General features: G+C 72.7%; 25 protein-coding genes. 20 read left to right on the top strand and 5 right to left on the bottom strand.

What is annotated here, in order from left to right; translation table 11 throughout:
- Positions 1-46: 46 nt before the first annotated feature.
- Entirely contained in the window at positions 47-526 is a 480-nt protein-coding gene (locus tag ODJ79_RS27340) for an HIT family protein (protein ID WP_263026463.1), read from the top strand.
- Here the strand turns inward: ODJ79_RS27340 and ODJ79_RS27335 are convergent.
- Positions 497-691, bottom strand: a complete 195-nt coding sequence (locus tag ODJ79_RS27335) for a ferredoxin (RefSeq protein WP_263026462.1) — start codon at positions 689-691, stop codon at positions 497-499. The two genes, ODJ79_RS27340 and ODJ79_RS27335, sit on opposite strands and share 30 nt — an antisense overlap.
- A gap of 12 nt (positions 692-703) precedes the next feature.
- On the bottom strand, positions 704-1,999 hold the full coding sequence (locus ODJ79_RS27330; RefSeq protein ID WP_263026461.1) for a cytochrome P450: 1,296 nt from the start codon (positions 1,997-1,999) through the stop codon (positions 704-706).
- A gap of 147 nt (positions 2,000-2,146) precedes the next feature.
- Between ODJ79_RS27330 and ODJ79_RS27325 the strand changes: the two genes are divergently transcribed.
- Positions 2,147-2,950 carry a TetR/AcrR family transcriptional regulator gene (locus ODJ79_RS27325; RefSeq protein WP_263026460.1) on the top strand — a complete coding sequence of 268 codons (804 nt, stop codon included), beginning with the start codon at positions 2,147-2,149 and terminating at the stop codon, positions 2,948-2,950.
- Between the two features lie 128 nt (positions 2,951-3,078).
- The gene (gene eno, locus ODJ79_RS27320; RefSeq protein WP_263026459.1) at positions 3,079-4,344 is read left to right on the top strand and encodes a phosphopyruvate hydratase; all 1,266 of its coding nucleotides are present in this window, start codon (positions 3,079-3,081) and stop codon (positions 4,342-4,344) included.
- A gap of 8 nt (positions 4,345-4,352) precedes the next feature.
- Here the strand turns inward: eno and ODJ79_RS27315 are convergent, their stop codons facing one another.
- A complete protein-coding gene (locus ODJ79_RS27315) occupies positions 4,353-4,919 on the bottom strand; it encodes a carboxymuconolactone decarboxylase family protein (protein ID WP_263026458.1) in 567 nt (188 codons plus the stop codon).
- Positions 4,920-5,019: 100 nt separating this feature from the next.
- Positions 5,020-5,328 carry a winged helix-turn-helix transcriptional regulator gene (locus ODJ79_RS27310; protein WP_263026457.1) on the bottom strand — a complete coding sequence of 103 codons (309 nt, stop codon included), beginning with the start codon at positions 5,326-5,328 and terminating at the stop codon, positions 5,020-5,022.
- A gap of 616 nt (positions 5,329-5,944) precedes the next feature.
- Here ODJ79_RS27310 and ODJ79_RS27305 point away from each other — a divergent pair.
- The 8 genes from ODJ79_RS27305 to ODJ79_RS27270 are packed head-to-tail and all read left to right on the top strand — an operon-like array spanning position 5,945 to position 13,777.
- On the top strand, positions 5,945-6,103 hold the full coding sequence (locus ODJ79_RS27305; protein WP_263026456.1) for a hypothetical protein: 159 nt from the start codon (positions 5,945-5,947) through the stop codon (positions 6,101-6,103).
- A 37-nt stretch (positions 6,104-6,140) separates the two neighbouring features.
- Complete coding sequence (gene aroF, locus ODJ79_RS27300) at positions 6,141-7,199, top strand: 3-deoxy-7-phosphoheptulonate synthase (RefSeq protein ID WP_263026455.1); 1,059 nt, start codon at positions 6,141-6,143, stop codon at positions 7,197-7,199.
- Positions 7,200-7,237: 38 nt separating this feature from the next.
- The gene (locus ODJ79_RS27295; RefSeq protein ID WP_263026454.1) at positions 7,238-8,329 is read left to right on the top strand and encodes an AMP-binding protein; all 1,092 of its coding nucleotides are present in this window, start codon (positions 7,238-7,240) and stop codon (positions 8,327-8,329) included.
- 2 nt (positions 8,330-8,331) lie between these two features.
- Positions 8,332-9,795, top strand: coding sequence for an isochorismate synthase MenF (locus ODJ79_RS27290; RefSeq protein WP_263026453.1), 1,464 nt, complete (start codon positions 8,332-8,334; stop codon positions 9,793-9,795).
- Positions 9,792-10,637 carry an ATP-dependent sacrificial sulfur transferase LarE gene (larE, locus tag ODJ79_RS27285; protein WP_263026452.1) on the top strand — a complete coding sequence of 282 codons (846 nt, stop codon included), beginning with the start codon at positions 9,792-9,794 and terminating at the stop codon, positions 10,635-10,637. The genes ODJ79_RS27290 and larE overlap by 4 nt, the downstream gene beginning before the upstream one ends.
- A complete protein-coding gene (gene larB, locus ODJ79_RS27280) occupies positions 10,627-11,388 on the top strand; it encodes a nickel pincer cofactor biosynthesis protein LarB (RefSeq protein WP_263026451.1) in 762 nt (253 codons plus the stop codon). Before larE ends, larB begins: the two co-directional genes overlap by 11 nt.
- Positions 11,385-12,572 carry a nickel pincer cofactor biosynthesis protein LarC gene (gene larC / locus ODJ79_RS27275; protein ID WP_263026450.1) on the top strand — a complete coding sequence of 396 codons (1,188 nt, stop codon included), beginning with the start codon at positions 11,385-11,387 and terminating at the stop codon, positions 12,570-12,572. The genes larB and larC overlap by 4 nt, the downstream gene beginning before the upstream one ends.
- A gap of 11 nt (positions 12,573-12,583) precedes the next feature.
- A complete protein-coding gene (locus ODJ79_RS27270) occupies positions 12,584-13,777 on the top strand; it encodes an NAD(P)/FAD-dependent oxidoreductase (protein ID WP_263026449.1) in 1,194 nt (397 codons plus the stop codon).
- Here ODJ79_RS27270 and ODJ79_RS27265 read toward each other — a convergent pair.
- Positions 13,774-14,415, bottom strand: a complete 642-nt coding sequence (locus ODJ79_RS27265; RefSeq protein ID WP_263026448.1) for a LuxR C-terminal-related transcriptional regulator — start codon at positions 14,413-14,415, stop codon at positions 13,774-13,776. The two genes, ODJ79_RS27270 and ODJ79_RS27265, sit on opposite strands and share 4 nt — an antisense overlap.
- Positions 14,416-14,798: 383 nt before the next feature.
- On the opposite strand from ODJ79_RS27265, the gene ODJ79_RS27260 reads away from it, so the two are divergent.
- From ODJ79_RS27260 to ODJ79_RS27220, 9 genes are all read left to right on the top strand, one after another.
- Positions 14,799-15,479, top strand: a complete 681-nt coding sequence (locus ODJ79_RS27260; RefSeq protein ID WP_263026447.1) for a cyclase family protein — start codon at positions 14,799-14,801, stop codon at positions 15,477-15,479.
- Positions 15,476-16,681, top strand: a complete 1,206-nt coding sequence (locus ODJ79_RS27255; RefSeq protein WP_263026446.1) for a DUF362 domain-containing protein — start codon at positions 15,476-15,478, stop codon at positions 16,679-16,681. The genes ODJ79_RS27260 and ODJ79_RS27255 overlap by 4 nt, the downstream gene beginning before the upstream one ends.
- A gap of 1 nt (position 16,682) precedes the next feature.
- Entirely contained in the window at positions 16,683-18,020 is a 1,338-nt protein-coding gene (locus tag ODJ79_RS27250; RefSeq protein ID WP_263026445.1) for an aldehyde dehydrogenase family protein, read from the top strand.
- 36 nt (positions 18,021-18,056) lie between these two features.
- On the top strand, positions 18,057-19,157 hold the full coding sequence (locus tag ODJ79_RS27245; RefSeq protein WP_263026444.1) for a hypothetical protein: 1,101 nt from the start codon (positions 18,057-18,059) through the stop codon (positions 19,155-19,157).
- Positions 19,154-20,410, top strand: coding sequence for an ATP-grasp domain-containing protein (locus ODJ79_RS27240; protein ID WP_263026443.1), 1,257 nt, complete (start codon positions 19,154-19,156; stop codon positions 20,408-20,410). Before ODJ79_RS27245 ends, ODJ79_RS27240 begins: the two co-directional genes overlap by 4 nt.
- Positions 20,397-21,641, top strand: coding sequence for an ATP-grasp domain-containing protein (locus ODJ79_RS27235; RefSeq protein WP_263026442.1), 1,245 nt, complete (start codon positions 20,397-20,399; stop codon positions 21,639-21,641). The genes ODJ79_RS27240 and ODJ79_RS27235 overlap by 14 nt, the downstream gene beginning before the upstream one ends.
- 32 nt (positions 21,642-21,673) lie before the next feature.
- Positions 21,674-24,322 carry an MFS transporter gene (locus tag ODJ79_RS27230; protein WP_263026441.1) on the top strand — a complete coding sequence of 883 codons (2,649 nt, stop codon included), beginning with the start codon at positions 21,674-21,676 and terminating at the stop codon, positions 24,320-24,322.
- A complete protein-coding gene (gene hisC, locus ODJ79_RS27225; protein WP_263026440.1) occupies positions 24,323-25,387 on the top strand; it encodes a histidinol-phosphate transaminase in 1,065 nt (354 codons plus the stop codon). It begins immediately after the preceding gene.
- A gap of 105 nt (positions 25,388-25,492) precedes the next feature.
- Positions 25,493-26,278 carry a hypothetical protein gene (locus ODJ79_RS27220; protein ID WP_263026439.1) on the top strand — a complete coding sequence of 262 codons (786 nt, stop codon included), beginning with the start codon at positions 25,493-25,495 and terminating at the stop codon, positions 26,276-26,278.
- The last annotated feature ends 20 nt before the right edge of the window (positions 26,279-26,298 follow it).

Here is a 26,298-nt window from a genome sequence, read left to right as displayed (position 1 = left end):
GCGGCGCCGCGGCCACCCGGTCGCGGCGCCGTGTTTGATGGTTCAGGTGACCGAAACATGGAAGTCGGACCGCATCGGGTCCGCGCGCGCCGGGACCAACCCCACGCTGCTGGCCAAGCTGCCGCAGTCGTTCGCCGTCATGGGCGACACGCAGTTCCTCCCGGGCTACTGCGTGCTGCTGGTGGACGACCCGAGCATCGATCGGCTCACCGACCTGCCGAAAAGGCAGCGCCTGGAGTTCCTCGACAGCATGGACACGCTGGGCCAGGCGGTGGAGGCGGCCTGCCGGGCCACCGATGCCGGGTTCCGGCGGATGAACTACGAGATCCTCGGCAACACCGACGCGTACCTGCACGCGCATCTGTTCCCGCGCTATGAGTGGGAGAGATCGGAGCACGTCGGCCGGCCGGTCTGGCTCTACGACCCGGACGAGTTCTATGGACCCGAGGCCGCGCTCGCGCCCCGCCACGACGAGCTCCGCCGGCGCATCGTCAGCTCACTCCTGGTCGATGGAGAGAGCGTGTGACGGGCAGAGGTCGACCGCGTCGCGGACGGCCTCGGCGACCTGGTCGTCGGGCTGATCGGTGAGCAGGACGACGATGCCGTCGTCGTCCTGCTCGAAGACGGCCGGTTCGGTCAGCACGCACTGCCCGGCGCCGATGCAGACATCCCGATCCGCCTTGATCCGCACGGTGTCCTCCCCCTACCAGGTGACCGGCAGCTCGTACGCGCCGTAGATGCCGGCGTCGGTCTTGAGCGGGACCTGGTCGACCGGTACGGCGAGGCGCAGGCCGGGGATGCGGCGGAAGAGGGTGTTGAAGACGATCTCCAGCTCGAGCCGGGCCAGGTTCTGGCCGAGGCACTGGTGCGGGCCGTAGCCGAAGGCGAGGTGGTGCCGTGCCCCGCGCTCGACGGCGAGCGCGGCGGGGTCGTCGAAGACGGCCGGATCCCAGTCCGCCGACAGGCCCGAGACCAGGACGCCGTCGTCGGCCTTGATGGTCACCCCGCCGACGGAGACGTCCTCGGTGGCGACCCGGGCGGTGACCGCGTCGGCGATGCTGAAATAGCGCAGCAGCTCCTCGACCGCCATCGGGGTCCGGGCCGGGTCGGCCGTGATCATCGCCAGCTGGTCCGGATGCTCCAGCAGGGCCAGGACGCCCAGCGAGATCATGTTCGCGGTGGTCTCGTGGCCGGCGATCAGCAGCAGGAACGCCAGGCCGACCAGGCCGTCGTGGTCGAGCTCGCCGGCCTGGCGCTGCCGCGCGATCTGCCGGCTGAACAGATCGTCGGCGGGCTCGCTCTCCTTGGCGGTGATCAGGTCGTCGATGTAGGACCGCAGCTCGTCGGCGAGCCGCTGCCGCTCGTCGGGAGCGGTGCCCATGCGCAGCATCGCCGAGGTGCGGCTCTGGAAGAAGTCGTGGTCGGTGTAGGGCGCGCCGAGCAGCTCGCAGATCACCAGCGAGGGCACCGGCAGCGACAGCGCCTGGACGAGGTCGACCGGGTGCTGCTCGGCGGCCAGCAGGTCGTCGATGAATCCGTCGACGATCTCCTGGATCCGTGGCCGCATCGCGGCGATCCGCTTGACGGTGAACTCGGAGATCACCGCGCGCCGGGACTCGGCATGTTCGGCGCCATCCATGCCGATCATGGCGATCGGCTGGCTGCGGAGGCGCTTGCGGGCCTCCTGGTCGGCGGTGAACAGCGGGAAGCCCTCCCGTCGCCGGTCCGAGGAGAACCGGGGGTCGGCCAGCACCGAGCGGGCCTCCTGCCAGCCCGCGACCCACCAGGCCTCGCTGCCGCCGGTGAGTCTTACTCGGCTGATCGGGGCTCGCCCCGTTGCCCCGCCCGGCAGAGCCTGATCGGGCTCGGTTTTGGCGCCGAGTCGCGGCTCGGCACCGCGCCGCGACTCGGCACCGCGCAGGGACGGCTCGGCGTTGATCGGCTCGGCGAAGGGGCAGCGGCGCGCGAGCGGGAATTCGGCAGGAACGGTTCCGGTCATGACGACTCCCCCGAACATCCGGACGGAATTCCTCCACTTACTCCGAGACTAGCCAACCGGACGTTTTCCGTCCACTACTGACCGTTCGACCACGGACCTCCCGCGGGGCGCAGTGCGATACTCCAGGCCAGGTCAAGGGGGTCGAAAGTGCAGGACAAGCAGGCCGCGCCGGCCCCGTTACGCGCCGACGCTCGGCGTAACCGGGAGCAGATCATCCAGGCGGCCCGGACACTTTTCCTCCGGCTCGGCACCGACGTCCCGATGGAGGACATCGCGCGGGCGGCCGGGGTGGGCGTCGGCACGCTCTACCGGCGCTTTCCCGACCGCGAGCAGCTGATCAAGGCGGTCACCCTGGACAACTTCACCCAGCTGGCCGAGGTGGCCCGCCGGGTGGAGCGCGACGAGCCCGATCCGGCCACGGCACTCACCACCCTGATGACCTACGTTCTCGACCTGCGCCTCGGCATCGCCGCGGCCGCGCTGGCCGACCACGGTGCCGCGACGCCGGACGCCCACGACCCGCCGCCCGCCACCGAACCGTCCGCCACCGAACCGCCGGCCACCGAACCGCCGGTCACCGAACCGCCGGTCACCGAACCGCCGGCCATCGAACCGTCGGTCACCGAGCACCGCGCCGCGGCGACCGCCGTCCTCGACCGGCTGCTGCAGCGCGCTCAGCACCTCGGCGCCATCCGGCCGGACGTCGGCCCCGGTGACCTCGTGCTCGCCCTGGCCCTGGTGACCAGGCTGCTCCCGCCCGCCGACGACGAGCTCGGCGACATGGCCGTCCGCCGGCTCTTCACCGTGCTGATGGACGGACTGCGCGCGGTTCCCGGCACGACCCTGCCCGGACGCCAGATCAGCCACCACGACCTGGAGGTCCTCCGCCGGCAGCACCGGCCGACCGGCCCCGGCCGGGCAGGCGTGGCGCGCCACGACCACGCGACCTGACCGCCGACGGCCGGGACCTTACATCCGTACGTCGGGGTGCGGGTCAAGGTGTTCCTTCTCGCGTCGGCAAGGGTCCCGATCCGTGCCAGTCTGACCCCGGCAAACACCACGGGAGCAGGGAGTACGCGATGACGGCGATCAGCCGGGTGATCGGGCGGCAGATCCTCGACAGCCGGGGCAACCCGACCGTCGAGGTCGACGTGGTTCTCGCGGACGGCTCGACCGGGCGGGCCGCCGTGCCGTCCGGGGCGTCGACCGGGGCTAACGAGGCGGTCGAGCTGCGCGACGGCGACCCCGCACGGTTCCACGGCAAGGGCGTCGGCAAGGCTGTCACCGCGGTCAACGGGGAGATCGCCGGCGCGGTGACCGGATTGGACGCGGAGGACCAGGCCCGCGTCGACCGCACGCTGATCGAGCTGGACGGCACGAAGGACAAGGGCCGCCTGGGCGCCAACGCCCTCCTCGGCGTCTCCCTCGCGACCGTGAAGGCCGCGGCGCTCGCCCACCGCCAACCGCTGTACCGGTATGTCGGCGGGGTCGGCGCCCGCCTGCTGCCGGTGCCGATGATGAACATCGTCAACGGCGGCGCGCACGCCGACAACCCGCTCGACTTCCAGGAGTTCATGATCGCTCCGGTCGGCGCGACCTCGTTCGCCGAGGCCGTCCGGATGGGCTCGGAGGTGTTCCACACGCTGCGCCGCTCGCTGGCGGCGGCCGGGCACAGCACCAATGTCGGCGACGAGGGCGGCTTCGCGCCGAACTTCACGACCGCCGACGAGGCGCTCGAGTTCGTCGTGCGGGCGATCGAGGAGACCGGTTACCGGCCCGGCATCGACCTCACCATCTGCCTCGACCCGGCCAGCTCCGAGTTCTTCCGCGACGGCGTTTACGCGTACGCCGGGGAGGGCCGCACCCGCACGGCGGCGCAGCACATCGCGTACCTGAAGGATCTGGCCGGCCGATACCCGATCACGTCCATCGAGGACCCGATGGCCGAGGACGACTTCACCGGCTGGAGGCAGCTCACGGCCGAGGTCGGCGACCGGCTCCAGCTGGTCGGCGACGACGTCTTCTGCACCGACGCCGACCGGCTGCGCGACGGCATCGAGGGCGGCTACGCCAACGCGATCCTCGTCAAGGTCAACCAGATCGGCACCGTGACCGAGACCCTCCGCACGGTCGACACCGCGCACCGGGCCGGCTACCGGGTGGTGATCTCGCACCGCTCCGGCGAGACCGAGGACACCACGATCGCCGACCTCGCCGTCGGGCTCGGCTGCGGCCAGATCAAGACCGGCTCGCTGTCCCGCGCGGACCGCACCGCCAAGTACAACCAGCTGATTCGCATCGAGGAGGAGCTCGGCGACCAGGCCGTCTACGCCGGCCACCGGTGAGGTGAAGCTCAGGCGGCCTTCGCGTCGGCGAAGCGGGGCGCGCCGGGCTCCAGATCGACGCGGGCGGCGCGAGCGGCGAAGCAGACCGCGTGGTACCACCCGCACAGCAGCGTCACGTCGAGCAGTTGCCTCTCGTCGAGCAGCTCCTGCGCCGACCGCCACAGGTCGTCGCCGACGTCGGACGAGTCGTGCAGGGCGTCCACCATCCGGATGAGCAGGACTTCCCGGCCGGCCGTCCAGCACGGGTCGTCGGGGGATCCGCCGGTGAGCGAGGTGACCTGGTCCGGGGTGAGTCCGGCGCGGTCGGCGAACACCATGAGGTGGACGCCCCATTCGTACTCGCAGCGGCAGCGCGCGCAGGTGCGCAGGATGACGATCTCCCGCTCGCGGAGCGTCAGGGACAGCTGGCGGCCGAGTTCATACCTGCCCCAGTGGCTCATCGCGACGGTCATCGGCAGGTTCCGCGCGAACGTCCGGAACAGACCGATGGGGGGTACGCCGGCCGGCATCATCGCGGCGAGCTGGGCTTCGACGTCGGAGGTGAAGGGCGGTTCGAGCGCTGGAATGCGAGCCATGGCGACCCTCCGTGTGATTCGGATTCAGAAGCACCCTACCGATTCTGAATCCGAAGCGCCATAGCGGCGACGAGCGGGGTCAGGGCCGCGACCGGAGAGGTCAGGCCGGCGGCCGGAGGGGTCCGGCCTCGTCGTCCTCGCGCAGGGCGGACGCCCACCCGTCGGACCAGCGGACGAGCGGGCGCAATGCCTGGTAGGCGCCGCGGCCGAGGTCGGTGAGCGCGTAGGCGGTGTCCGGCTGCTGCGCCACGAGGCGGGCGTCGAGCAGTTCGGTCAGCCGCTGCCGCAGGACGCTGGAGGACATGTTGTCGCAGCGCTGCTGCAACGTGCGGAAGCCGACCGGCCCGTGCCGCAGTTCCCAGATGACGCGGAGGTTCCAGCGGCGCCCGAACAGATCGAGGGCGGCCATGAGGGGTCGCCCGGTGCTCGATCCGCGTACCGGTTGCCCCGGCCTGGACATCGCCATCGCCCGTCCCGCCCCTCTCGCTGCTTCGATATCCGACACAGTACCGCCCGCGGCGCCGGATAGCCGTTCCATTGAACACCGTCTAAATGGATGTATCGAAATGGCGGACGATCGGCGACTCCGGCGTCCGCCGAATGGCCGATGCCCGGTTTTCTGATAGACCGATACAGGAGTGTCGATACATCGATGGGCGCTGTCGGTTAATACGCCTCGGCGTGTCGGGAAACTTACTTGCTATTGCGGCGGCGGCCGATAGACAGCCCCCGCCGATAGCGCGGGCGTGGCCACTGTGACCTGCGGGCGAACAGCCCTAAACCGGGCCGGACAAAATGGACTATTGGCCGAAAGAGTGGTGAAGCAGAACGGTAAACGGCCCGCCTTCCGGCAACGCGGAAACCCGAGCCGTCCGCGCAGTGGCAGCGCCATAAATCACCTGCAAGCCTGAAGCGGTCACGGCGAAGTAATCGTCTTGAGGGAAAGCCGTGCGGCGACGCTTTTCAAAACAGAGCGCGCAACCGCATTTCACGAAATGCAGCCGGAATGAACTGGGGGTTACAAAATGGACATCCGCAGAACTCGGGTCGGATCGCTACTCATGATCGGTATCGGGTTGATCGCCACGCTCGCGGTCGCCGGTTTCCTGGCCGGCCAGCAGGCCGCCGCGCAGCGCGTCCGTGCCGATGTCGGCTGGGACTTCATCGCACTCGGATCCCGGTAACGCGAACGCCGGCCGCCCACCAACGGAAGGTGCAGCAGTGATCGTCGTATTTCATCCGTCCGCGACCCGGAACCAGATCGACGCCGTCAGCGAGGCCGTCCGGGGCCGGGGCATGACGCCGGTGGCGGTGTCGCTCGGCGACGCCACCATGCTCGTGACCGCCGAGTCCGCCGACGCTGAAACGGTCGCCGTCGTCACCGCCGCGCCGAACGTCGCCCGGGTCGTGCAGATCTCCGGGTCGCACCGCCTGACCACCCGCGCCTTCCGGGCCGAGGACACCCGCGTCCCGGTCGGCCCGGCCACGTTCGGTGGCCCCGAGTTCGTGGTGATCGCCGGCCCGTGCGCCGTGGAGAGCAGCGCCCAGATGAGCGCCGCCGCCGACGCGGTCCACGAGGCCGGCGCGGTCATGCTGCGCGGTGGCGCGTTCAAGCCGCGCACCTCGCCGTACAGCTTCCAGGGCCTGGGCGTGGCCGGTCTGGCCCTGCTCGCCGAGCAGCGCACCCGCACCGGCCTGCAGGTCGTCACCGAGGTGGTCACGCCGAAGGACGTGGAGGTCGTCGCGCAGGAGTGCGACATGCTCCAGATCGGCACCCGCAACATGCAGAACTTCGACCTGCTCCGGGCGGCCGGCGCGGCCGGGCGCCCGGTGCTGCTCAAGCGGGGCATGGCCGCCACCATCGACGAGTGGCTGCACGCGGCCGAATACCTCATGCACATGGGCAACGGCGACGTCGTCCTGTGTGAGCGCGGCATCCGCAGCTTCGACCGCAGCACCCGGTTCACGCTCGACCTGAGCGCGGTGGCCGAGGTGAAGCGGCTGACCCACCTGCCGGTGATCGTCGACCCCAGCCACAGCACCGGCCAGCCGCACCTGGTCGGCCCGATGTCGCTGGCCGCGGCCGCCTGCGGCGCCGACGGCCTGATCATCGACGTGCACACCGACGCCCGGAACGCGATGTGCGACGGATTCCAGGCGCTCAGCGGCGAGCAGTTCGCGGCGCTGATGGGCCGGCTCCGTCCGGTCGTCCACGCGGTCGGCCGGTCGCTCGGGGCCAAGCCCGGGGCCAAGCTCGCGCCGTCGCTGACGACGGTCTGACCCAAAACCACCGCCTGATCCGATTCCGGAGGCAATCCATGCTGGACTCCACCGCCGAGCCGTTCACCGCCGACCTGCCACCCGACGAGTTCCTGGCCGCCGCCATGCAGTGGCACTTCTCGCCGTCGACCGGGTCGCCGTACTGGGTGAAGCGCGCCGCCGAACTCGACTTCAACCCGCTCACCGACGTGCGCACCTGGGACGACCTCGACCTGTTCCCGGACGTCGGCGAGGAATGGCGGGACCTCTCCGTCGACGCCCTGGTGCCGGCCGGGATCTCCCGCGAGGGCTGGGATTTCCAGGTGTTCGACAGCGGCGGCACCACCGGCCGGCCCAAGCGCATCGTGGAGTCGCGGTCGCGGCGCAACGGCGTGCACTGGGTCAGCGACGTGCTCGCCGAGCACCGGTTCCCGGGCGAGGGCGGCGGTCACTGGCTGCACATCGGCCCGAGCGGGCCGCACATCGTCGGCCGGTCGATCGGCATCCTGGCCCACCTGCGCGGCACGTTCTGCCACTACCTCGACTTCGACCCGCGCTGGGTCAAGTCGATCGCGAAGCAGGGCCGCACGGACGAGGTCCGCCGCTACGTCAAGCACATCCTGGCCCAGGCCGAGGACGTCCTGACCACGCAGCCGGTGTCGGTCATGTTCGCCACGCCGCCGGTGCTGGAGGCGCTGGCCGCCGACCCGCGGCTGCTCGATCTGGTGCAGCGCAAGGTGCGCGGCATCATCTGGGCCGGCACCAGCGTGAGCCCGGAGACGCTGCGCGCGTTCGAGCAGGAGGTGTTCCCGGACGCGGCCGTGGTCGGCCTCTACGGCAACACCATGATGGGCATCGCGCCGCAGCGCCCCCGCGAGACCGCCGACGAGAGCTGCGTCTTCGTCCCGTTCCACCCGTTCAGCCGGGTCCGCGTCGTCGACCCGGAGAAGCCCGACACCGAGATTGCGTACGGCGAGCGCGGCCAGGTCAAGGTCAGCCTGGTCTCCCGTGACCTGTTCCTGCCCTGGACCTTGGAGCGCGACGCCGTCGTGCGGATCCCGCCGGCCGGCAGGTACCCGCAGGACGGCCTCGCCGACGTGCAGCCGCTGAACGCCGCCGGCAGCGCGCCCGCGGTCGAGGGGGTGTACTGACCATGACGGTGACGGCGCCGCCGCTGTTCATTCCGCTGCTCGGGCGGATCGACCGGGACAGCCTGGTGGCCACCTGCCGCCGGGCGGCCGAGCGGGCCCGCCGGCTGCGCAAGCCGGTGCTGGCCAGCTGGGCGAAGCCGCTGTACGTCGGCGACCCGGTCGCGGTCTGGAGCCGGGCCCGGGGCGCGGTCGAGCGCTCGATGCTCTGGCAGTCGGCCTGGGACCAGGGTTCGATCGTCGCCCTCGGCACGGCGCACGACCTGCGGGCCACCGGCGACGGCCGGATCGCCAAGGTCCGCGACGACTGGACGGCGCTGGCCCGGGAGGTGGTCAGCGGCGGCACCGGCGCCGGGGACGGCCCGCTGGCGATCGGCGGGTTCGCGTTCCGCCCGGGTGACCCGGCCTGCGCCGGACGACTCCCGGACGCCCTGCTCTGGGTGCCCGCCCTGCAGATCCGCAGCACGGTCACCGACGCCGCCGCCGGCGAGTTCCCGGTGCCGGCCCGGCTGGCACTCAACGCGCTGCTCACCCCGGACGCCGACGCCGAGCAGGTGGCCGACGAGCTGGCCCGCCTGGCCGACGACTGCCTGCCGGTAGCGGGCGAAGAACCGGTCGCGGTGGCCGGCCCGCGCACGTACACACGGACCGAGCTGCCCTCGGCCGACGATTGGAAGAAGCTGGTCCGGCACGCGACCGACCGGATCGACGCCGGCGACTTCGAGAAGGTCGTGCTCGCCCGCGAGCTGCGGGTGATCGCGTCCGAGCCGTTCGACGTGCCGGCGGTGGTGCGCCGGCTGCGCCAGGCCGGCCCGGGCACCACCCTGTTCGCGGTGGACCACGGCGGGCGTACGTTCCTCGGGTCCACACCGGAGTATCTGGTGCGGGTCGGCGACCGGACCGTGCACGCCCTGGGCCTGGCCGGCACCATGCCGCGCGGCGCGACGCCGGAGCAGGACGAAGCGCTGGCCCGCGAGCTGGCGGCCAGCCCGAAGCTGCGGCACGAGCACGACGTGGTCGTCCGGATGCTGGCCGACGCGCTGCGCGAGGCGTGCGCCGACGTCTCCGTCGAGTCCCCGCGGGTGCTGCGGCTGGCGAACGTGCAGCATCTGGCCACCCAGGTGCGCGGCCGGCTGGCCGACCACGCCACGGCCCAGGTGCTGGACTTCGTCGACCGGCTGCACCCGACGCCGGCGCTCGGCGGCCACCCGCGCGAGGCGGCGCTGAACTGGCTGGCCGCCCACGAGGGGCTGGACCGCAGCTGGTACGCGGGCGTGGTCGGCTGGGCCGACTGCGCCGGACAGGGCCAGTTCGCGGTGGCCATCCGCTCGGCGCTGCTGGACGGCGACGCGGCCACGCTCTACGCCGGCTGCGGCCTGGTCGCCGGCTCGGATCCGGACGCCGAGTACGCCGAGACCTGCGCCAAGCTGCGCGTCATGACGACCGCCCTCGCCCTGGACCTGGAATGACCGACCTGCTGGCGGACCGCCTCGACGCCCTGCATCGGCAGCTTGCCGGTCTGGGCTCGGTGCTGGTCGCCTTCTCCGGCGGAGCCGACTCCGCCCTGCTGGTGGCGGCCGCGATCCGTGCCCTCGGCCCGGCCGCGGTCGTGGCCGCCACCGGCAACTCGCCGAGCCTGGCGAACGACGAGCGCGAGGCGGTCCGCCGGATCGCCGCCGAGCTGGGCGCCCCGCACGTCTTCGTGGACACCGACGAGCTGGCCACGGCCGGATACCGGGAGAATTCCCGGTCCCGGTGCTGGTTCTGCAAGGACGAGCTGATCACCCGGCTGCGCGACCACGCGACCGGGCACGGCCTGGCGCACGTCGCCACCGGCACCAACGCCGACGACCTGGCCGACCGGTTCCGGCCCGGGATCCGGGCGGCGGCCCGGCTCGGCGCGCTCACCCCGCTGGCCGACGCGGGGCTGACCAAGAAGCAGGTGCGCGCGGCCGCCCGCGGCTGGGGACTGACCTTCTGGGACAAGCCGGCCTCGCCGTGCCTGTCCAGCCGCGTCGCGTACGGCGTGCCGATCACCCGGGAGCGACTGGCCCGGGTGGACGCGGCCGAGACCGCGCTGCGCGCCGTCCTGCGGTCGGCCGGCATCGACTCGTACGACCTGCGCGTGCGCGACCTCGGCCGGCAGGCCCTGATCCAGGTCGACGGGCCGGTCGTCGCCGCCGTCCGGGCCTGCCCGGCGGCGCTGGACGCGGTGCGCGCGGCCGGTTTCGAGGCGGTCGACGTCGACCCGGCGGGCTTCCGCAGCGGCTATCTCAACCTGATCGGAAAGGCACAGGCCGATGGATCGTGACGAGACCCTGGCCCTGCTGCGGCAGGTCGCGGGCGGCGAGCTGACCCCCGGCCGGGCGCTCGGCGCGCTGGCCGGCGCGGCGACCCGGGATCTGGGTTTCGCCCGCCTGGACACCGGCCGAGGCGTGCGCACCGGCGACCCGGAGGTGATCTTCGGGGCCGGCAAGACCCCGGAGCAGACGGTGGCGCTGCTGGACGCGCTCGCCCGGCAGCCCGGCCGGCGCTCCGCGGTCGCCACCCGGCTGCCCGACGCGGCGCTGGAGAGCGTGGCCCGCGCCTTCCCGGACGGCCGGATCGACCCGGTCGCCCGCTGCGTCGCGATCGGCGACCCCGCCGAGCCGGCCGGCCGGGTCCTGGTGGTCACGGCCGGAACCTCCGACGAGCCGGTCGCCCGGGAGGCCGCGTTCGTGGCCACCGAGTTCGGCTGCGACACCACGATGGTGCGCGACGTCGGGGTGGCCGGCATCCACCGGGTCCTCGCCGTGCGCGACGAGCTGGACGCCGCCGACTGCCTGATCGTGGTGGCCGGCATGGACGGCGCCCTGCCCAGCGTGGTCGCCGGCCTGGTCGCCACGCCGGTACTGGCGGTGCCCACCAGCGTCGGCTACGGCAGCAGCTTCGGCGGCGTGGCCGCGCTGCTCGCCATGCTCAACTCGTGCGGGCCCGGCGTCACCGTGTGCAACATCGACAACGGCTTCGGCGCGGCCGTGGCGGCGGCCCGGATGATCCGCCGGGTGGTGGCGCGCACATGACCACCATGGCCTGGTTCGACTGTTCGTCCGGCGCATCCGGCGACATGCTGCTCGGCGCGCTGCTGGATGCCGGGGCGCCGCTGGCGGCGGTGCAGCGTGCGGTCGACGCGGTCGTCCCCGGCAGCGTCACCATCCGGGTCGACACCGTGGTGCGGGCCGGCCTGTCCGCCCGCAAGGCGCACGTCGACACCGTCGCCGACCAGCCGCACCGCACCTGGCGGGCGATCCGCGCCCGGCTGGTCGAGGCGGACCTGCCCGATCCCGTCCGCGATCGGGCGCTGGCGGTCTTCACCCGGCTGGCCCGGGCCGAGGCCGCCGTGCACGGGGTGCCGGTCGACGACGTGCACTTCCACGAGGTCGGCGCGCTGGACGCCATCGCCGACGTGGTCGGCGTCTGCGCCGCCCACCACGAGCTGGCCATCGGCGCGGCCACCGCGACACCACTGGTACTGGGCGCCGGCCGGGTGCGCACGGCACACGGCGAGCTGCCGGTCCCGGCGCCCGCGGTGCTGCGCCTGCTCGCCGATCAGGGCGCCCCGGCCGGCTCGGGCGGCTTCCGGCAGGAGATGACCACGCCGACCGGGGCCGCGCTGATCCTGTCCCTCTGCTCGGGCTGGGGCGACCTGCCCCGGATGGAGCTGCGCGGTGTCGGTGTCGGCGCCGGCACCCGCGATCACCCGGCGATCGCCAACGTGGTGCGCGTCGTGCTGGGCGCCGGGCTGCCCGGTGCCGACGCCGGGTCGCCGGCCGTGGTGATCGACGCCAACGTGGACGATCTCGACCCGCGGATCTGGCCGCACGTGCTGGCCCGGCTGCTGGAGGCCGGCGCGTCCGACGCCTGGCTCACCCCGATCCTGATGAAGAAGGGCCGTCCGGCGCACACCCTCTCCGCGCTGTGCCCGGCGTCGCTGGTCCCGGCCGTCCGGGAAACGATCGTCACCGAGACGTCGACCATCGGCACCCGCGAGTACCCGGTCGCCAAGCGCGAGCTCGCCCGCGAGATCAGCACGGTCGACCTGGACGGCACCGGGGTCCGCGTCAAGATCGCCCGGTCCGGCCGGCGGGTGGTCAACGTCCAGCCCGAGTACGAGGACGTGGTGGCCGCGGCCGAGCGCCTCGGCACCCCGGTGAAGGTGGCCATGGCACGGTCGATCGCCGCCGCCGACGGCCTGGCACGAGAGTAGAGGTATCGACGATGCGGAACATCGTGGTGGCCGGCGCCGGCCTGGCCGGCCTGCGCACGGTCCAGGAGCTGCGCAACCAGGGCTTCGCGGGCACGCTCACGCTGGTCGGGGCGGAGCCGCATCGGCCGTACGATCGGCCGCCGCTCTCCAAGGCCGTGCTGGCCGGTGAGTCCGGCCCCGTCGAGCTGCCGGCCGATTGGGCGCAGCTCGACTGCGAGGTCCTGCTTGGCCGGCGAGCCGAGTCGCTGGCCCTGCACGCCGACCGGCCGGGCGGCACGCTGCACACCACCGGCGGCCCGCTGCCGTTCGACGGACTGGCCGTCGCCACCGGCGCGAGCCCGATCCGCCTGCCCGGCCCCGGGGCGCAACACGTGGTGCGCACCCTGGACGACTGCCGCGCGCTGGCGCCGGAGCTGCGCGCCGGCGCCCGGGTGGTGATCGTCGGCGCCGGCTTCATCGGCGCCGAGGTGGCGACGGTGGCCGCCGGCCGGGGCTGCCGGGTGACCGTGGTCGAGGCGGCCGACGCGCCGCTGGCCGGTGCACTCGGCTCGGCGGCCGGAGCGCTGACCACCGGATGGTATGCCGAGGCGGGCGTCGAGCTGCGCTGTGGCATCAGGGTGGCGGCCGTCGAGGACGGCGGGCTCGCCCTGGTCGGCGGCGAGATGCCGGCCGACGTGGTGATCGCCGCGGTCGGGGTACGGCCCGACGTCGGCTGGCTGGCCGGCTCGGGCCTCGCGGTCGAGCGCGGGCTGCTGGTCGACGGCGCGATGCGGACCAGCCGGCCCGAGGTGGTCGCGGCCGGGGACTGCGCGGCCTGGTGGTCCCGCCGCTTCGGCTGCCGGCTGCCGGCCGAGCACTGGACCCTGGCCAAGGACGCGCCCGAGGTGGCGGCCGCGACCCTGCTCGGCCGGGAAGCGGTCTACGACGCGCCGCCGTACTTCTGGTCGGAGCAGTTCGGCCGGATGGTCCAGTACGCCGGCCACCACCGCGGCGCCGACCGGATGGTGCTGCGCGGCGACCCGGCCGACCCGTCCTGGGCGGCGCTGTGGCTGACCGGCAGCCGGCTGGACGCGATCCTGGCCGTGGACCGCCCGCGCGACCTGGTGCAGGGCCGCCGGCTGATCGCCGACGCCGCCGAGCTCGACCCGGACCGGGCCGCCGACCCGCAGGTGATGCTGCGCAACGCCGTGGGTGTCCGATGCTAGTTCGTGCGCAGATCCTCGAGCGCCAGCCGGTAGCCGAGCTGCAGGCGGTTGGTGGCCCCGACACCCTCCCGCAGGCTGGCCACGTGCGCCGTGATGGTCCGCTCGCTGATGCCCAGCCGGCGACCGATCGTCTTGTCGGCGTGGCCCTCGATGAGCAGCCGCCGGATCGCCTGCCGGATCTCCGGCATGATCTCGGGCGCCGCGTCCCTGGCCCGGTTGGGCCGGAACGGGAACGCCGCGGCCCGCTCCCAGGTGCGGTCGAACAGATCGCGCAGGAAGCGGACCAGGGCCGGCTCGGTGATCTGGAGGGCGGTGGTGCGGTCGGCGGCGGCCGGCAGGAACGCGGTGTCCGCGTCGACGATGACCAGCCGCTCGAAGAACTCGTCGAGGGTGCGCAGTTCGACGCCGAGCTCGATGACGGCGCGCGCGTAGTTCTTCGTCGGCTCGTCGAACCGGGTGGAGTGCTGGTAGAGCGTGCGCATCCGGACCCCGGCGGCCAGCCGGGCGCGCACGGTGTTCAGCGCGGCCTCCAGCACGGCGGGCGACCGCGGACCGCCGGGCTGGGCGGTCAATATCTCGGCCCGGGAGGAGTCGACCGCGAGGGCGATCTTTTTGTTGATGGACTCCAGGCCGTACACGTATTCGATCCCGACCGCCGACGAGATCGGCGAACAGATTGTCGACAATGTCTTTTCGGGGGCCGCCTGCGCGATTTTGACAATGTCGTCTATCAGACTGGTCAAATGGAGTCGGACCACCGGCTCCACGGTTTTCCGCAGGTCAGCGGGCGCTGCGATCGCCGACGACCCGACGTGGCCGTCACCCGTGTGCCTACTGAATACCACCGGTAAACCCCCGCCTTTCGGCAACGCGATAACCCGAACCGTGGCCATTGTGGCATGCCGCCACCAGCACGTGTGACGCTGGCCGCCAATCGAAATGTACGAAGTCGTAACAACGACACTCGACCCATGAACACCGCCAAAACGGACCAAACACTAACGTTTTAACCTTGGAGTAAATGGTGAAGCTCATCGACATCAGTCAGGGCTGGCACGAGGGAATGCCCTCGTACAATGCCGCCTGGTATCCGAAGTTCGGCATCCGGCGGGCGATGACCCCGCAGACCGATCCGGCGAATACCGGCCGCACTTTCTCCGATCTTCAGATATTCCCGCACAATGGCACGCACGTGGAATCCGGTTACCATTTCTTCGCCGATCGGGAGAAGATCGACGAGGTGCCGCTGGAGACCTTCGTGGGCCGGGCCTGCGTGGCCGACCTCTCCGACAAGCGCGACCTCGACCCGGTGACCGGCGAAGACCTGGAGAAGGCCCTCCACGAAACCTGGCGACCGGGCGACCGTCTGCTCATTCGCACCGACCACCCGAACCGTTATCTGGGCCGCGACGACTATTGGGACAACCCGCCATACCTGACCCTTTCCGCCGCCGACTGGATGGTGGAGAACGGCGCCCGGCTGGTCGGTATGGACTGCATCACCGAACGCCCCGACGACCGCAGCGGCCAGGTGCACCGGCGGCTGCTCGCGGCCGGCATCCCGATCCTGGAGAACATCCAGAACCTCGACCAGATCACCAGCCCGGTCGTCCAGCTGATGGCGCTGCCCATCAAGGTCGCCGGGGTGGAGGCGGCGCCCTCGCGCGCGGTCGTCTTCGATGGCTGGCCCGACCTGTCATGACCACCGGCCGCGAGATCGTTGCCCTGACCCGGGCCGCGGCGTCGACGGCCGCGGCCGTCGACGCCGCCGTCGAGCAGGTCCTCGGCCTGCTCGGTGACCCGCTGCGGGACGTCGGCCGCGGCGACCGGGTGGTGATCAAGCCCAACATGTTCCAGCGCAAACCGGGCTTCCGCACCAGCCCCGAGCTGCTGGTCGCGGTGGCCCGGCGGGCGGCCGCGCGGGGCGCCGAGGTGTTCGTCGCCGAGCGCACCGCGGTGCTGACCGAGATCCTGGCCGGCAGCGAGGTGCACCGCTACGCCACGGTGGTCAGCTTCGACGACCGGCCGCTGCGGGTGGTGCAGATCCCCGAGGCGACCTCGCTGCGGGTGCCGATCGCGGTGCCGGACATCGTCGCCGAGTGCGACTTCTTCATCGGCGCGCCCCAACTGCGCACGCACTCCAGCGTGGTGCTCACCAACGCCATGAAGAACCTGGTCGGCCTGCTGCCCGGCTTCACCACCCGGATCGTGCACATGGCCGGCGTCGAGGAGTCCATCGTCGACCTCAACCTGCTCCGCCCGCAGCACCTGGTGGTCTGCGACGCGCTGACGGTGATCGAGGGCAACTACCCGATGGCCGGCAGCTCCCGGGCAGTCGGCCTGATCGGCGCGTCGCGCAACGCGGTGGCCATGGACACCGCGATGGCCGCGGTCGCCGGCGTCGCGCCGGACGAACTGGCCTACCTGCGCGACGCGCACCGGCGCGGTCTCGGTCCGGGTGACCTCGCGGCCGTCGACGTCCGCGGAGCCGCGATCGCCGATGTCGCGTTCACCATCGACCGCGCCCCGGTCGACCTCACCCCGCCCCGCCCGGGCATCCACCTGTACGCCGAGACCGCCTGCGCCGACTGCCGCCGCTGGCTGGCCGCGGCCCTGCACCTGCTGCGCGCCGACCTGCTGGCCTACCCCGGCGAGCTGACCATCGTGGCCGGTCCGGTGCGCCGGCTGCCCGAGCTGCGCGGCGCGGTGGTGCTGGTCGGCAACGCCCTCTACGAGCACCGCGACGCCGGCGTCTACCTGGAGGGCTGCCCACCCCGGGCGATTCAGACGGCCGCCCTGCGGTTCGCGATGGGCCACCCCGTCACGGCCGCCGAGCGCACCCAGTTCCGCGTACCCCAGGAAACCGCCGCACCGGCCTGGCCGGCGGCCGAGGAGTTGGTCTGAGATGTTGTCGATACCGGTGCTGCGCGGCGGCCAGGAGAGCGGCTCGCGCGACACCAGCGTGCTGTCCGGTGTGGACGGCGCCGAGCTGGCCGTCGTGCACGAGGCGCCCGCCCTGATCACCCGGCTGACCGCGCAGGCCGCGCGGCGCGCCCCGGCGGTCGGCGAGGCGGAACGGATGGCGGTGCTGGCCGCGGCCGGGCGGCTGTTCGCCGAGGCCACGCTGGGCGGGCAGAGCCCCGACGACTACTGCCACCAGCAGGCCCTGGCCTCCGGCGTACCCGTCTCGGTGGCCCGCGAGACGCTGAGCCGGATGCGGGAGATCTGCGCCGTGCTCGGCGAGGTGGTCGCCAGGCAGTCGCCGGCCGGCGCCGGGCGCACCGCCCGCTGGGTGCGCCGCGGCGAGGTCTTCGGCGTGGTGGCGCCGAGCAACCACCCGGCCACCCACGCGGCGTGGCTGCAGGCGATCGCGATGGGCTACCGGGTCGTGGTGCGGCCCGGCACCCGCGACCCGATCACCCCGCTGCGGCTGGTCCGGGCGCTGCTGGCGGCCGGCCTCGACCCGGCCTGGATCAGCTTCCTGCCGGGCCCGCACAGCGCCGCCGACGCCCTGGTCGCCGCGGTCGACCTGGCCCTGGTCTACGGCGGCGAGCAGACCGTGGCCCGGCTGCGCGGCAACGACCGGGTGCTGGTCCGCGGCCCCGGCCGCAGCAAGATCCTGCTGGACGGCCCGCTCGACGAGGCCACCCTCGACCACCTCGTCGCCGAGATCGCGGCCGACGGGGGCGTGCGCTGCACCAACGCCACCGCGGTGCTCACCTCCGGCGACCACCGGGCGCTCGCCGACGCGCTGGCGCAGCGCCTGGCCGGCCTGCCGATCCACCCGATCACCGACGATCGGGCGGCGCTGCCGGCCCGGCCACCGGCCGAGGCCAACGGCCTGCGGGCCGCGCTGGACCGGGTCGCGCAGGGCACCGAGGACATGATGCGGCCCTACCTCGACGAGCCGCTGCCGGTGCTGGACGACGGCTCCGCGGCGCTGCGACCGGCGGTGCACTGTGCCGACTCGGCCAACCATCCGGGCCTGGCGACCGAGCTCCCGTTCCCCAGCGTCTGGGTGGCGCCGTGGCGGGAGGCCGACGGTGTCGCCCCGCTGGACGGGTCGCTTGCCCTCACCCTGCTCACCGAGAACGCGTCGCTGATCGCCGACGCGCTCGGCACCCCCGGCATCCGGACCGTCCTGGCGGGCCGGGTCCCGGGCTGGTGGAAGGACCCCTACCTCCCCCACGACGGATACCTCGGCCAGTTCCTCGGCGAGGTACGCGGCTTCGCCGCGGCCTGACAAGACACGTACCGAACACAGATGAGGTGAATGGACATGGCCCCCGGCCGACCGGAGATTCCCATCGTCGTCTTCCCGGCGAACAACGTGGTGCGCTGCACGACCCGCCCGAGCGCGGCCGTCGAGGGAGCGATGAAGGCCACGATCGACGCCCTGACCCGGCTGCACACCGAGCTGATGCGGCCCGAGGGCGCCGGTGACGGCATCACGGCCGCCTTCGACGCCGCCGTCGAGCAGGCCGACCAGCTGGCCACCGAGGCGATGGTCGCCCCGATGGACACCGCGGCGCTGAAGCCGATCGTGCCGAACCACGACTACTTCGGCATCCGCACCGCGCCGCTCGACGACGCCTACCTGGTCAGCGAGATCACCACGATCGCCGCCCGCGCGCTCGCCGACCTGCAGCACTCCCGGGTCGCGCTGCCCGACCAGGCGGCCGCGGTGCTCGCGACGATCCACCTGTTCCGCGGGCTCAACCCGCCGGACGCCGCCCCCGCCGCCGAGCCCGCCGATCGGCCGGCCGGCCTGGTGCCCTACAAGCCGGGCTCCGACGAGCTGACCCGGTGGATCACCATCCACCAGTACCACTTCATCCTGGACCTGGCCGCGGCCGGCGCGGTCACCAGGGCGCTCGACGCGGTCCGCGACGGCGACCGGGTGACGGCCTGCGACGCATTCCGCGAGGCCGCGGTGTTCGTCCTCGGCTTCACCGCGGCGATGATGCACTCGGGTGACATGTCGGCGCCGTGCTACGGCGGCACGGTCCGGCCCACCATGCAGCCGCCCGCCGTTCCGGCCGCGCTGACCGGGCGCACCCTGCCCGAGCACAAGGCACACCGCAAGGCGATGCGCCGGGTCGTCCGGGAGTTCCCGACGCCGTTCACCGAGCTGGCCGAGACCGACGCGGAGCTGGCCCTGGCCCGCGACCTGCTGCTCGAGGCCGACCTGATCGACATCGAGCGGCACGTCATCGTCGCCGCCAACCTGGTCGGCCAGGACCACTCGATCATCCGGGTCGACCCGGGCGCCGAGAGTGCCACCGCGGTGCTGCGGATGATGCGGCACACCCGGGCCGTCGACTACCGCCCGCTGATGCGCTACGGCGACCCGATCGCCCTGGTCGGCGGCCAGCGATGAGCACACGAACCGGCGCCGGCACGGTGGTCGTCGTGGACGCGTACGCCAGCGCCCGCTGCCTGGCCCCGCTGTTCCGGGCCCGCGGCTACGACTGCGTGCACGTGCAGACCACCCCGGAGATCCCGCCGAACTACCGGGCCTTCTACCGGCCCGCCGACTTCAGCGCGAACATCGTGCACGACGGCGACCCGGTGGCGACCGCCGCCGCGGTCGCCGCGCACGCCCCGATCGCGCTGATCGCCGGCATCGAACGCGCGGTCATCCTGGCCGATGAGCTCGGCGAGCGGCTCGGCCTGCCGACCAACGGCACGGCGCTGAGCGCCTGCCGCCGGGACAAGTTCGAGATGGTCGAAACGATCAAGGCGGCCGGGGTGCCGGGCGCCGGCCAGATCCTGGCCGGCGACCTGGACACCCTGCTGCAGTGGTACGGCGACACCGCTCGCCCGGTGGTCCTCAAGCCGGTGAGCAGCGCCGGCAACGACGGCGTCCACCTGTGCGACGACGTCACCGAGGTTCGCAAGGCGTTCGAGACGCTGATCGGCACCACCAGCGCCCTCGGCCAGGCCAACCGGGCCGTGCTGGCGCAGGACTACCTGGCCGGCTTCGAATACATCGTCAACACCGTCGGCGTCGACGGCGAGCACCACGTCTGCGACATGTGGAAGATGCACCACCTGGACGCCAACGGGGTTGCCGGGCAGGCGGTCGGGTCGGAGCTGCTCCCCCGGCACGGGCCCGAGCAGGAGCAGATCGTCGCGTACACGCTGCGGGTCCTGGATGCCCTCGGCATCCGCAACGGACCGGCGCACACCGAGCTCAAGCTCACCCCGGACGGCCCCCGGCTGATCGAGACCGGCGCCCGGGTCTGCGGCGCCGACCTGCACGTGCTCAGCGGCGGCGGCCTCGGCGAGAGCCAGCTGGACTGGACCGTGCTGGCCGCCACCGACCCGGCCGAGTTCGCCCGCCGCCGGCAGGAGGACTACCGGATCGAGCGGCACGCCCGGATCATCAACCTCTTGTCGCCGGTCGAGGGGGTGCTCGCCGGCTACCCCCGGATGGACCTGGTCCGGCAGCTGCCGAGCTTCCACGGCACCTGGTTCCGGGTCAACCCGGGCGACCCGATCCACCGCACCGTGGACGACTGGACCTTCCCGGGGCGGATCTATCTGCTGCACGAGGACGAGAGCGTGGTGGCCCGGGACACCAACACCGTGCGCTACCTGGACGGGGACGGCTTCTATGAGCTCCGATGACCGCACCCTGCTGCTGATCGGCGCGACCGACACCCACCTGGAGCGGGCCAAGGCTTCCGGCCTGCGGATCGTGCTGATCCAGCACCCGGAACGGGTCAACCCGCTGCAGACCGGCCTGGCCGACGTGCTGCTGATGGCCGACTACACCCACTGGCCGACGGTGCGCCCGCTGGCCGAGGCCGCCCGGCAGATCTGGGGCGTGGACGCGGTGCTGTCGCTCACCGAGGGCGGCCTGGAGAACGCGGCGCGGCTCGGCCGGCTCTTCGGCCTGCGCGGCACCCCGCCCGAGGCGGCCCGGCTGCTGCGCGACAAGGCCGCCATGCGCCGCCACCTGGCCGCGCACGGCTGCCCGTTCACGGTGGAGAGCGAGCCGGTCGTCGACCGTGCCTCGCTGGACACGTTCGGCAAGCTCGCCGGCTACCCGTTCATCGTCAAGCCGACCGGCACCACGGCCGGCTACGGGGTGCACCGGGTCGACGACGAGGACGGGCTGGACGCCGCCTGGCAGCACGTCGAACGGCTGCGCGGCCGGCACACCGACCACGGCACCAGCCTGTTCCTGGTCGACGAGTTCCTGATGGAGGCGTACATCGACGGGCCCGAGTTCAGCGTGGAGGGCTTCAGCCACGCCGGCCGGCACACCGTCGTGACGATCACCGAGAAGCTCGTCGACGAGCGGCACTTCGCCGAGCTGGGGCACGCGCTGCCGGCCCGGCTGCCCGCGGCGGACCGGGACGCGATCGTCGCCACGGTCACCGAGTTCCTGACCGTGATGGGCCTGAGCGACGGGCCCAGCCACACCGAGATCCGGCTCAGCGGGCGCGGCCCCGTGGTGATCGAGTCGCACAACCGCGGCGGCGGCGACTTCATCGGCGAGCTGGTCCGCGCGGCGTACGGCATCGACCTGACCGGTCACGCCGTGGCCTGGGCGGCCGGCACCGGCACGCCGTTACCGGCCGATCCGCAGCCGCTGGGCGCCGCCTGCGTGCGCTTCCTGACCGGCGAGCCGGGCACGGTCACCGCGGTCGGCGGCACCGAGGAGCTGGCCGAGCGGCCCGGGGTGCTCGCCGCCCGGATCACCGCGAAGCCCGGCGACCGGGTCCGCCCGCTGCGCGACAACTGGGACCGGCTCGGCTTCGTCGCCGTCCGGGCGGACGACACCGAGGCGGCGGTCGCCCGGTGCGAGCGTCTGATCGGCGACATCCGGATCGACATCGACAAATCAAACTGAAGCCCCTCGCCCACCCCCGTCCTGGGAGACCCATGTCATCGCAGCGCCCCAGCTTTCCCGGAAAGCGCGCCCTGGTCACCGGAATCGCCATCGACGCTCTCGGCTCCGGCATGTACGTCCCCTTCACGCTGGTGTTCTTCTGGCACGTCACCAAGCTGCCGCTGGCCACCATCGGCCTGGTGCTCAGCGTCACCGGGCTGGCCGGCATGGCGATCGTGCCGGTGGCCGGCGCGGCCGTCGACCGCTTCGGCGCCAAACGCATGCAGCTCTGGCTCTACGTCGTGCGGGCCATCGGCTTCGCCTGCTTCCCGCTGGCGCACGGGCTGCCGCTGTTCGTGCTGCTGGCCCTGGTCACCGCGCTGAGCACGCGGGCGTTCCCGGCCACCATGCAGGCCCGGCTGGCCGAGCTGGTCGACGGCACCGACCGGGACAAGATGCAGGCCCTCACCCGCAGCCTGGCCAACGCGGGCCTGGGCGCCGGCACCCTGATCGCCTCGCTGCTGATCGCCACCCGCGGCGACACCGGCTACCTGCTGGCCGCGTACCTCAACGCCGCGAGCTTCCTGATCGCGGCGGTGCTGGCCGCCCGCACCCCGGCCGGCAGGCATGCCATCCGCGGCCGCGCCGAGAAGGGCGGCGGCTACCGGCTGCTGATCAAGGACCGCCCCTACCTCGGCCTCACCTTCGCCAACCTGCTGCTCGCGCTCGGCTACACCAGCCTCAGCGTGCTGCTGCCGGTCTACGCGATCGGCTGGCTGCACCTGCCGCAGGGGCTGATCGGCTCGGCGTTCATCGTCAACACCGCGCTGTGCGCCACCCTCGGCGTGCCGGCCGCCGCGCTGTCCCGCCGCTACACCCGTACCCGCAACCGGGCCGCGGCGGTCGGCGCGGCACTGTTCGTGATCTCCTTCCTCGGGCAGATCGTGCTCGGCACACTGCGCCCGAGCAACGTCGCGGTGCTCACCACCGCGCTGATCACCGTCGTCATCGTGGCGACGGTCGCCGAGCTGGTGCACAGCGCGGCCGCCGGCGCCCTGTCCCAGTCGGCGGCCCCCAAGCAGCTGCGCGGGCGCTACCTGGCCGCGTACCAGATCTCCTGGTCTCTCGCGTACGCGATCGCGCCCTACCTGTTCACCTCGCTGGTCACGCTCGACGGGCGGCTGCCCTGGCTGGTCCTCGCGATCGCCGCCTTCCTCGGCGGCGTGCTGCTGCTGGCCCTCGAGCGCACCCTGCCGCCCGAGGCGGTCGTCCCGCCGCCGGACACCAGCGCGTCCGGTAGCGCCCAGCCCACCCCCGCCGAACCGCAACCTCCGAGGAGCACCGTCATGGACGGCCAGACACTGACCAAGCAATACCTGGACGTGGTGACCGGCAACGGTCTCAAGTCCCGCGAGCTGATCGGCCGGCTCCCCGAGTCGGCCCAGCTCAACGCGTTCTACAAGGGCACATACCTGCCCCGCCCGCTGTTCCTCGGGCACGCCGAGCGGCTGCGCGCGTACACCGATCTGGAAAACCTGCTCACCGCGCTGAGCATGCTGCCGGAGCGGGTGTTCGGCGGCGACTTCGCCGCGTTCGCCCGCGCGGTCGGCATGACCGAGGCCCAGGTGTCGGCAATCATGCGGTGCCGCAGCGGCCCGATGACCCGCCAGGCCCGCGCCGACCTGTATCTCGACAACGGCGTCTTCAAGCTGCTGGAGCTCAACATGGGCAGCACCATCGGCGGCATGGACAACGCCGACATGGTCCGCGGCCTGCTGGAGCACCCGGTGTTGCGGGAGTTCGCCGACAGCCGCGGCCTCGGCTACGTGGACACGCTGCGCGAGCAGGTCAACAACATCCTGGTGGAGAGCGGGTTCGAGCCCGGCGACCGGCCGGTGGTGGCGCTGACCGACTGGCCCAGCACGTTCGACGAGGAGCTGCCGTTCATGACGCTGCTCTGCGGTCGCTGGCGCGAGCTGGGCCTGGACGCCCACCCGTGCCACGCGGGCCAGTTGGTGGCCCGGGACGGCCGGGTCTGGCTCGGCGACCGCCCGGTCGACATCGTCGTGCGTACCTTCCTGATCGCCAACCTGATCGAGACGCCCGAGTCGATGGCCATCGCCGAGCCGGTGCTCGACGCCGCGGGCCGCGGCGAGGTCAAGATCTTCACGCCGCTGGACACCGCGGCGTACGGCAGCAAGGGTGCCCTCGCGATGCTCTCCGACGAGGCCAACCGCGGCGTGTTCCCGCCCGACGTGCTGGACAGCCTGGACCGGCTGATCCCGTGGACCCGGATGGCCCGCCCCGGCCCGGTCACCCTGGAGAACGGCGAGCGCGTCGACCTGGTCGACTACACCCTCGCGCACCGGCAGGAGCTGGTCATCAAGCCGACCCTGCTCTCCGCCGGCAAGGGTGTGGTGCTCGGCTGGGACGACCAGCTGACCGACGAGCAGTGGCGGGAGAAGCTCGAGGCGGCGCTCGGCGGTCCGTACATCGTGCAGCGCCGGATCCGCCCCAACGTCGAGCTGTTCCCCGACGAGGACGGCGAGCTGCAGCCGTGGAACGTCCTGTGGGGAATGTTCACCGTCGCCAACGGCTACGGCGGCGCCAACGCCCGAGCCATCCCCGCGGCCGCCGGCCACGTCGTGATGAACGGTGCCAACGGCGCCTACTCCGGCCCCTCGCTCTACGAGCTGCCGTAGATGTCCGCCCCGAGATTCCGGCCGGCGCTCGACGCGATCCGCGCCTTCCAGCCCACCGGGCGGGTCACGCCGCCCGGTGAGCTGGTCCGGCTGCTCGCCGCGAACGAGTCGCCGTACCCGCCGCCCGGCGCCGTGGTGCGCGCCATCCACGAGCAGGCGCTCGGCATCAACCGCTACCCCGACAACGGCTGCGGCGCGCTGCTCGCCGAGATCTCCGCCCGCCTCGGCGTGCCGGCCGACTCGGTGGCGGCCGGCTGCGGCTCGGTCGGCGCCACCCAGATGCTGCTGGCGGCGGTCGCCGAGCCCGGCGTCGAGATCGTCTACGCCGACCCGTCCTTCGAGGCGTACCGCATCCTCACCCGGTTGTCCGGTGCCACCCCCGTCGAGGTCCCGCTGCGCGACGGCGGGCACGACCTGCCGGCGATGGCCGCCGCGATCACCGATCGGACCAGGCTGGTCTTCGTCTGCAACCCGAACAACCCGACCGGGACCGTGGTGGCCGGCCTCGAGGATTTCGTCGAGCAGGTGCCGCCCGACTGCCTGGTGGTGCTCGACGAGGCGTACATCGAATACGCCCGGACCGGCGACGGCCTCGCGCTGGCCCGCGGCCGCCGCAACGTGCTGGTCCTGCGCACCTTCTCCAAGGCCTACGGACTGGCCGGCCTCCGGGTCGGCTTCGTCGCCGGCCACCCGGAGACGATCGCCGCGATCCGCACGGCGTACCTGCCGTTCAGCGTCAACAGCATCGCGCAGGCGGCGGCGATCGCCGCGCTGCGCAGCGCGGACGAGCTGATGGCCCGGGTGTCGGCGACGATCGCGGAACGCGACCGGGTCAGCGCGGAGCTGGTGGCGCAGGGCTGGCCGGTCACCCCGAGCGAGGCCAACTTCGTCTGGCTTCCGCTGGGCGATCGGGCCGCGGATCTCGCCGTACGCTGCGCCGCCGCCGGCGTGGTGGTGCGGGCCTTCCCGGGCGCCGGCGTCCGCATCACGATCGGCACCCCCGACGACAACGACGCCTTCCTGAAGGTCGCCGGCCCGGCCCGCCGGCCGGACGGGTTCGCCTGACACCTACCCGGTGTTCCGCCGCCCGGCGGTGGAACACCGGGCCCGGCCAAGGTGCGAAGATTCGCTACCGTAGAGATCGAGGCGCACGAGTAGCGGAGGGCTTCGATGGCCGACCCGTTGAATCCCACGCTGATCACGAGGTTGCGAGCCACGCTCGGCCGGGAACGCGATGCGGTCCTGCTGGAAGCCATGCGTTCGGCGGGCCGGGCCGCCTATTCCGAGTCGATGGCCGCCGACCAGGCCCGCGACCACCTCCGCGCCGCCGGTTCCTCGCCGTGGACCGCACCGTCCGCCCTGACCAGCCAGCTCCTGGCCGCCGGCAACGCGTACATGCTGCAGAAGCTCGGCGAGACATTCCTCGACACCGACTATGCCGCCAAACCCGCGACGGTCGGCTTCGTTCCACCCGTGACGTTCGACCAGGCGGCGTCCTGGCTGGGCTCGGTCATCGGCTGGGTGTCGCTGGCCCGCCAGGCGCGCGTCAATCCGGACTTCGACCTCGGCAAGGAGCAGGCGCTGCCGGCTCCCCTGCCGCCGTGGGCGGAGGCCCAGGAATGCCCGCCCGAATACCTGGCCTCCCTGCGAGCGGCGATCCCCCCGGTGCGCGAGCACACCGAGGTAGCGGTCTTCACCCTGACCAGAACCCCCGCCCCGGAGGATCGCCGCCCGGCCGCCAACCGCCTGCGACAGCTCGCCGCCCAGGCCGAGGCGGCGACGACCTACGCGACCACCCTGCACACCGGCCGCCACGACGCCGACCTGCTGAAACTCGTCGAGTCCTCGCTCCGGCACGCCCTTAGCCTCTGGTTTCACCTCGGCCAGCTGGCGGCCATGCCCCGCCTGCTGACCGCCCCGAGTGCGACCCCACCGCCGTCTCCCCCGGCCACATAGTCGCGGCGACGGCGCGAGCC

Source organism: Actinoplanes sp. KI2 (genome assembly GCF_025630775.1).
GTDB lineage: Bacteria > Actinomycetota > Actinomycetes > Mycobacteriales > Micromonosporaceae > Actinoplanes.
The sequence above is the reverse complement of the archived record's forward strand: the minus strand, read 5'-3'. Positions and strand labels throughout refer to the sequence as shown.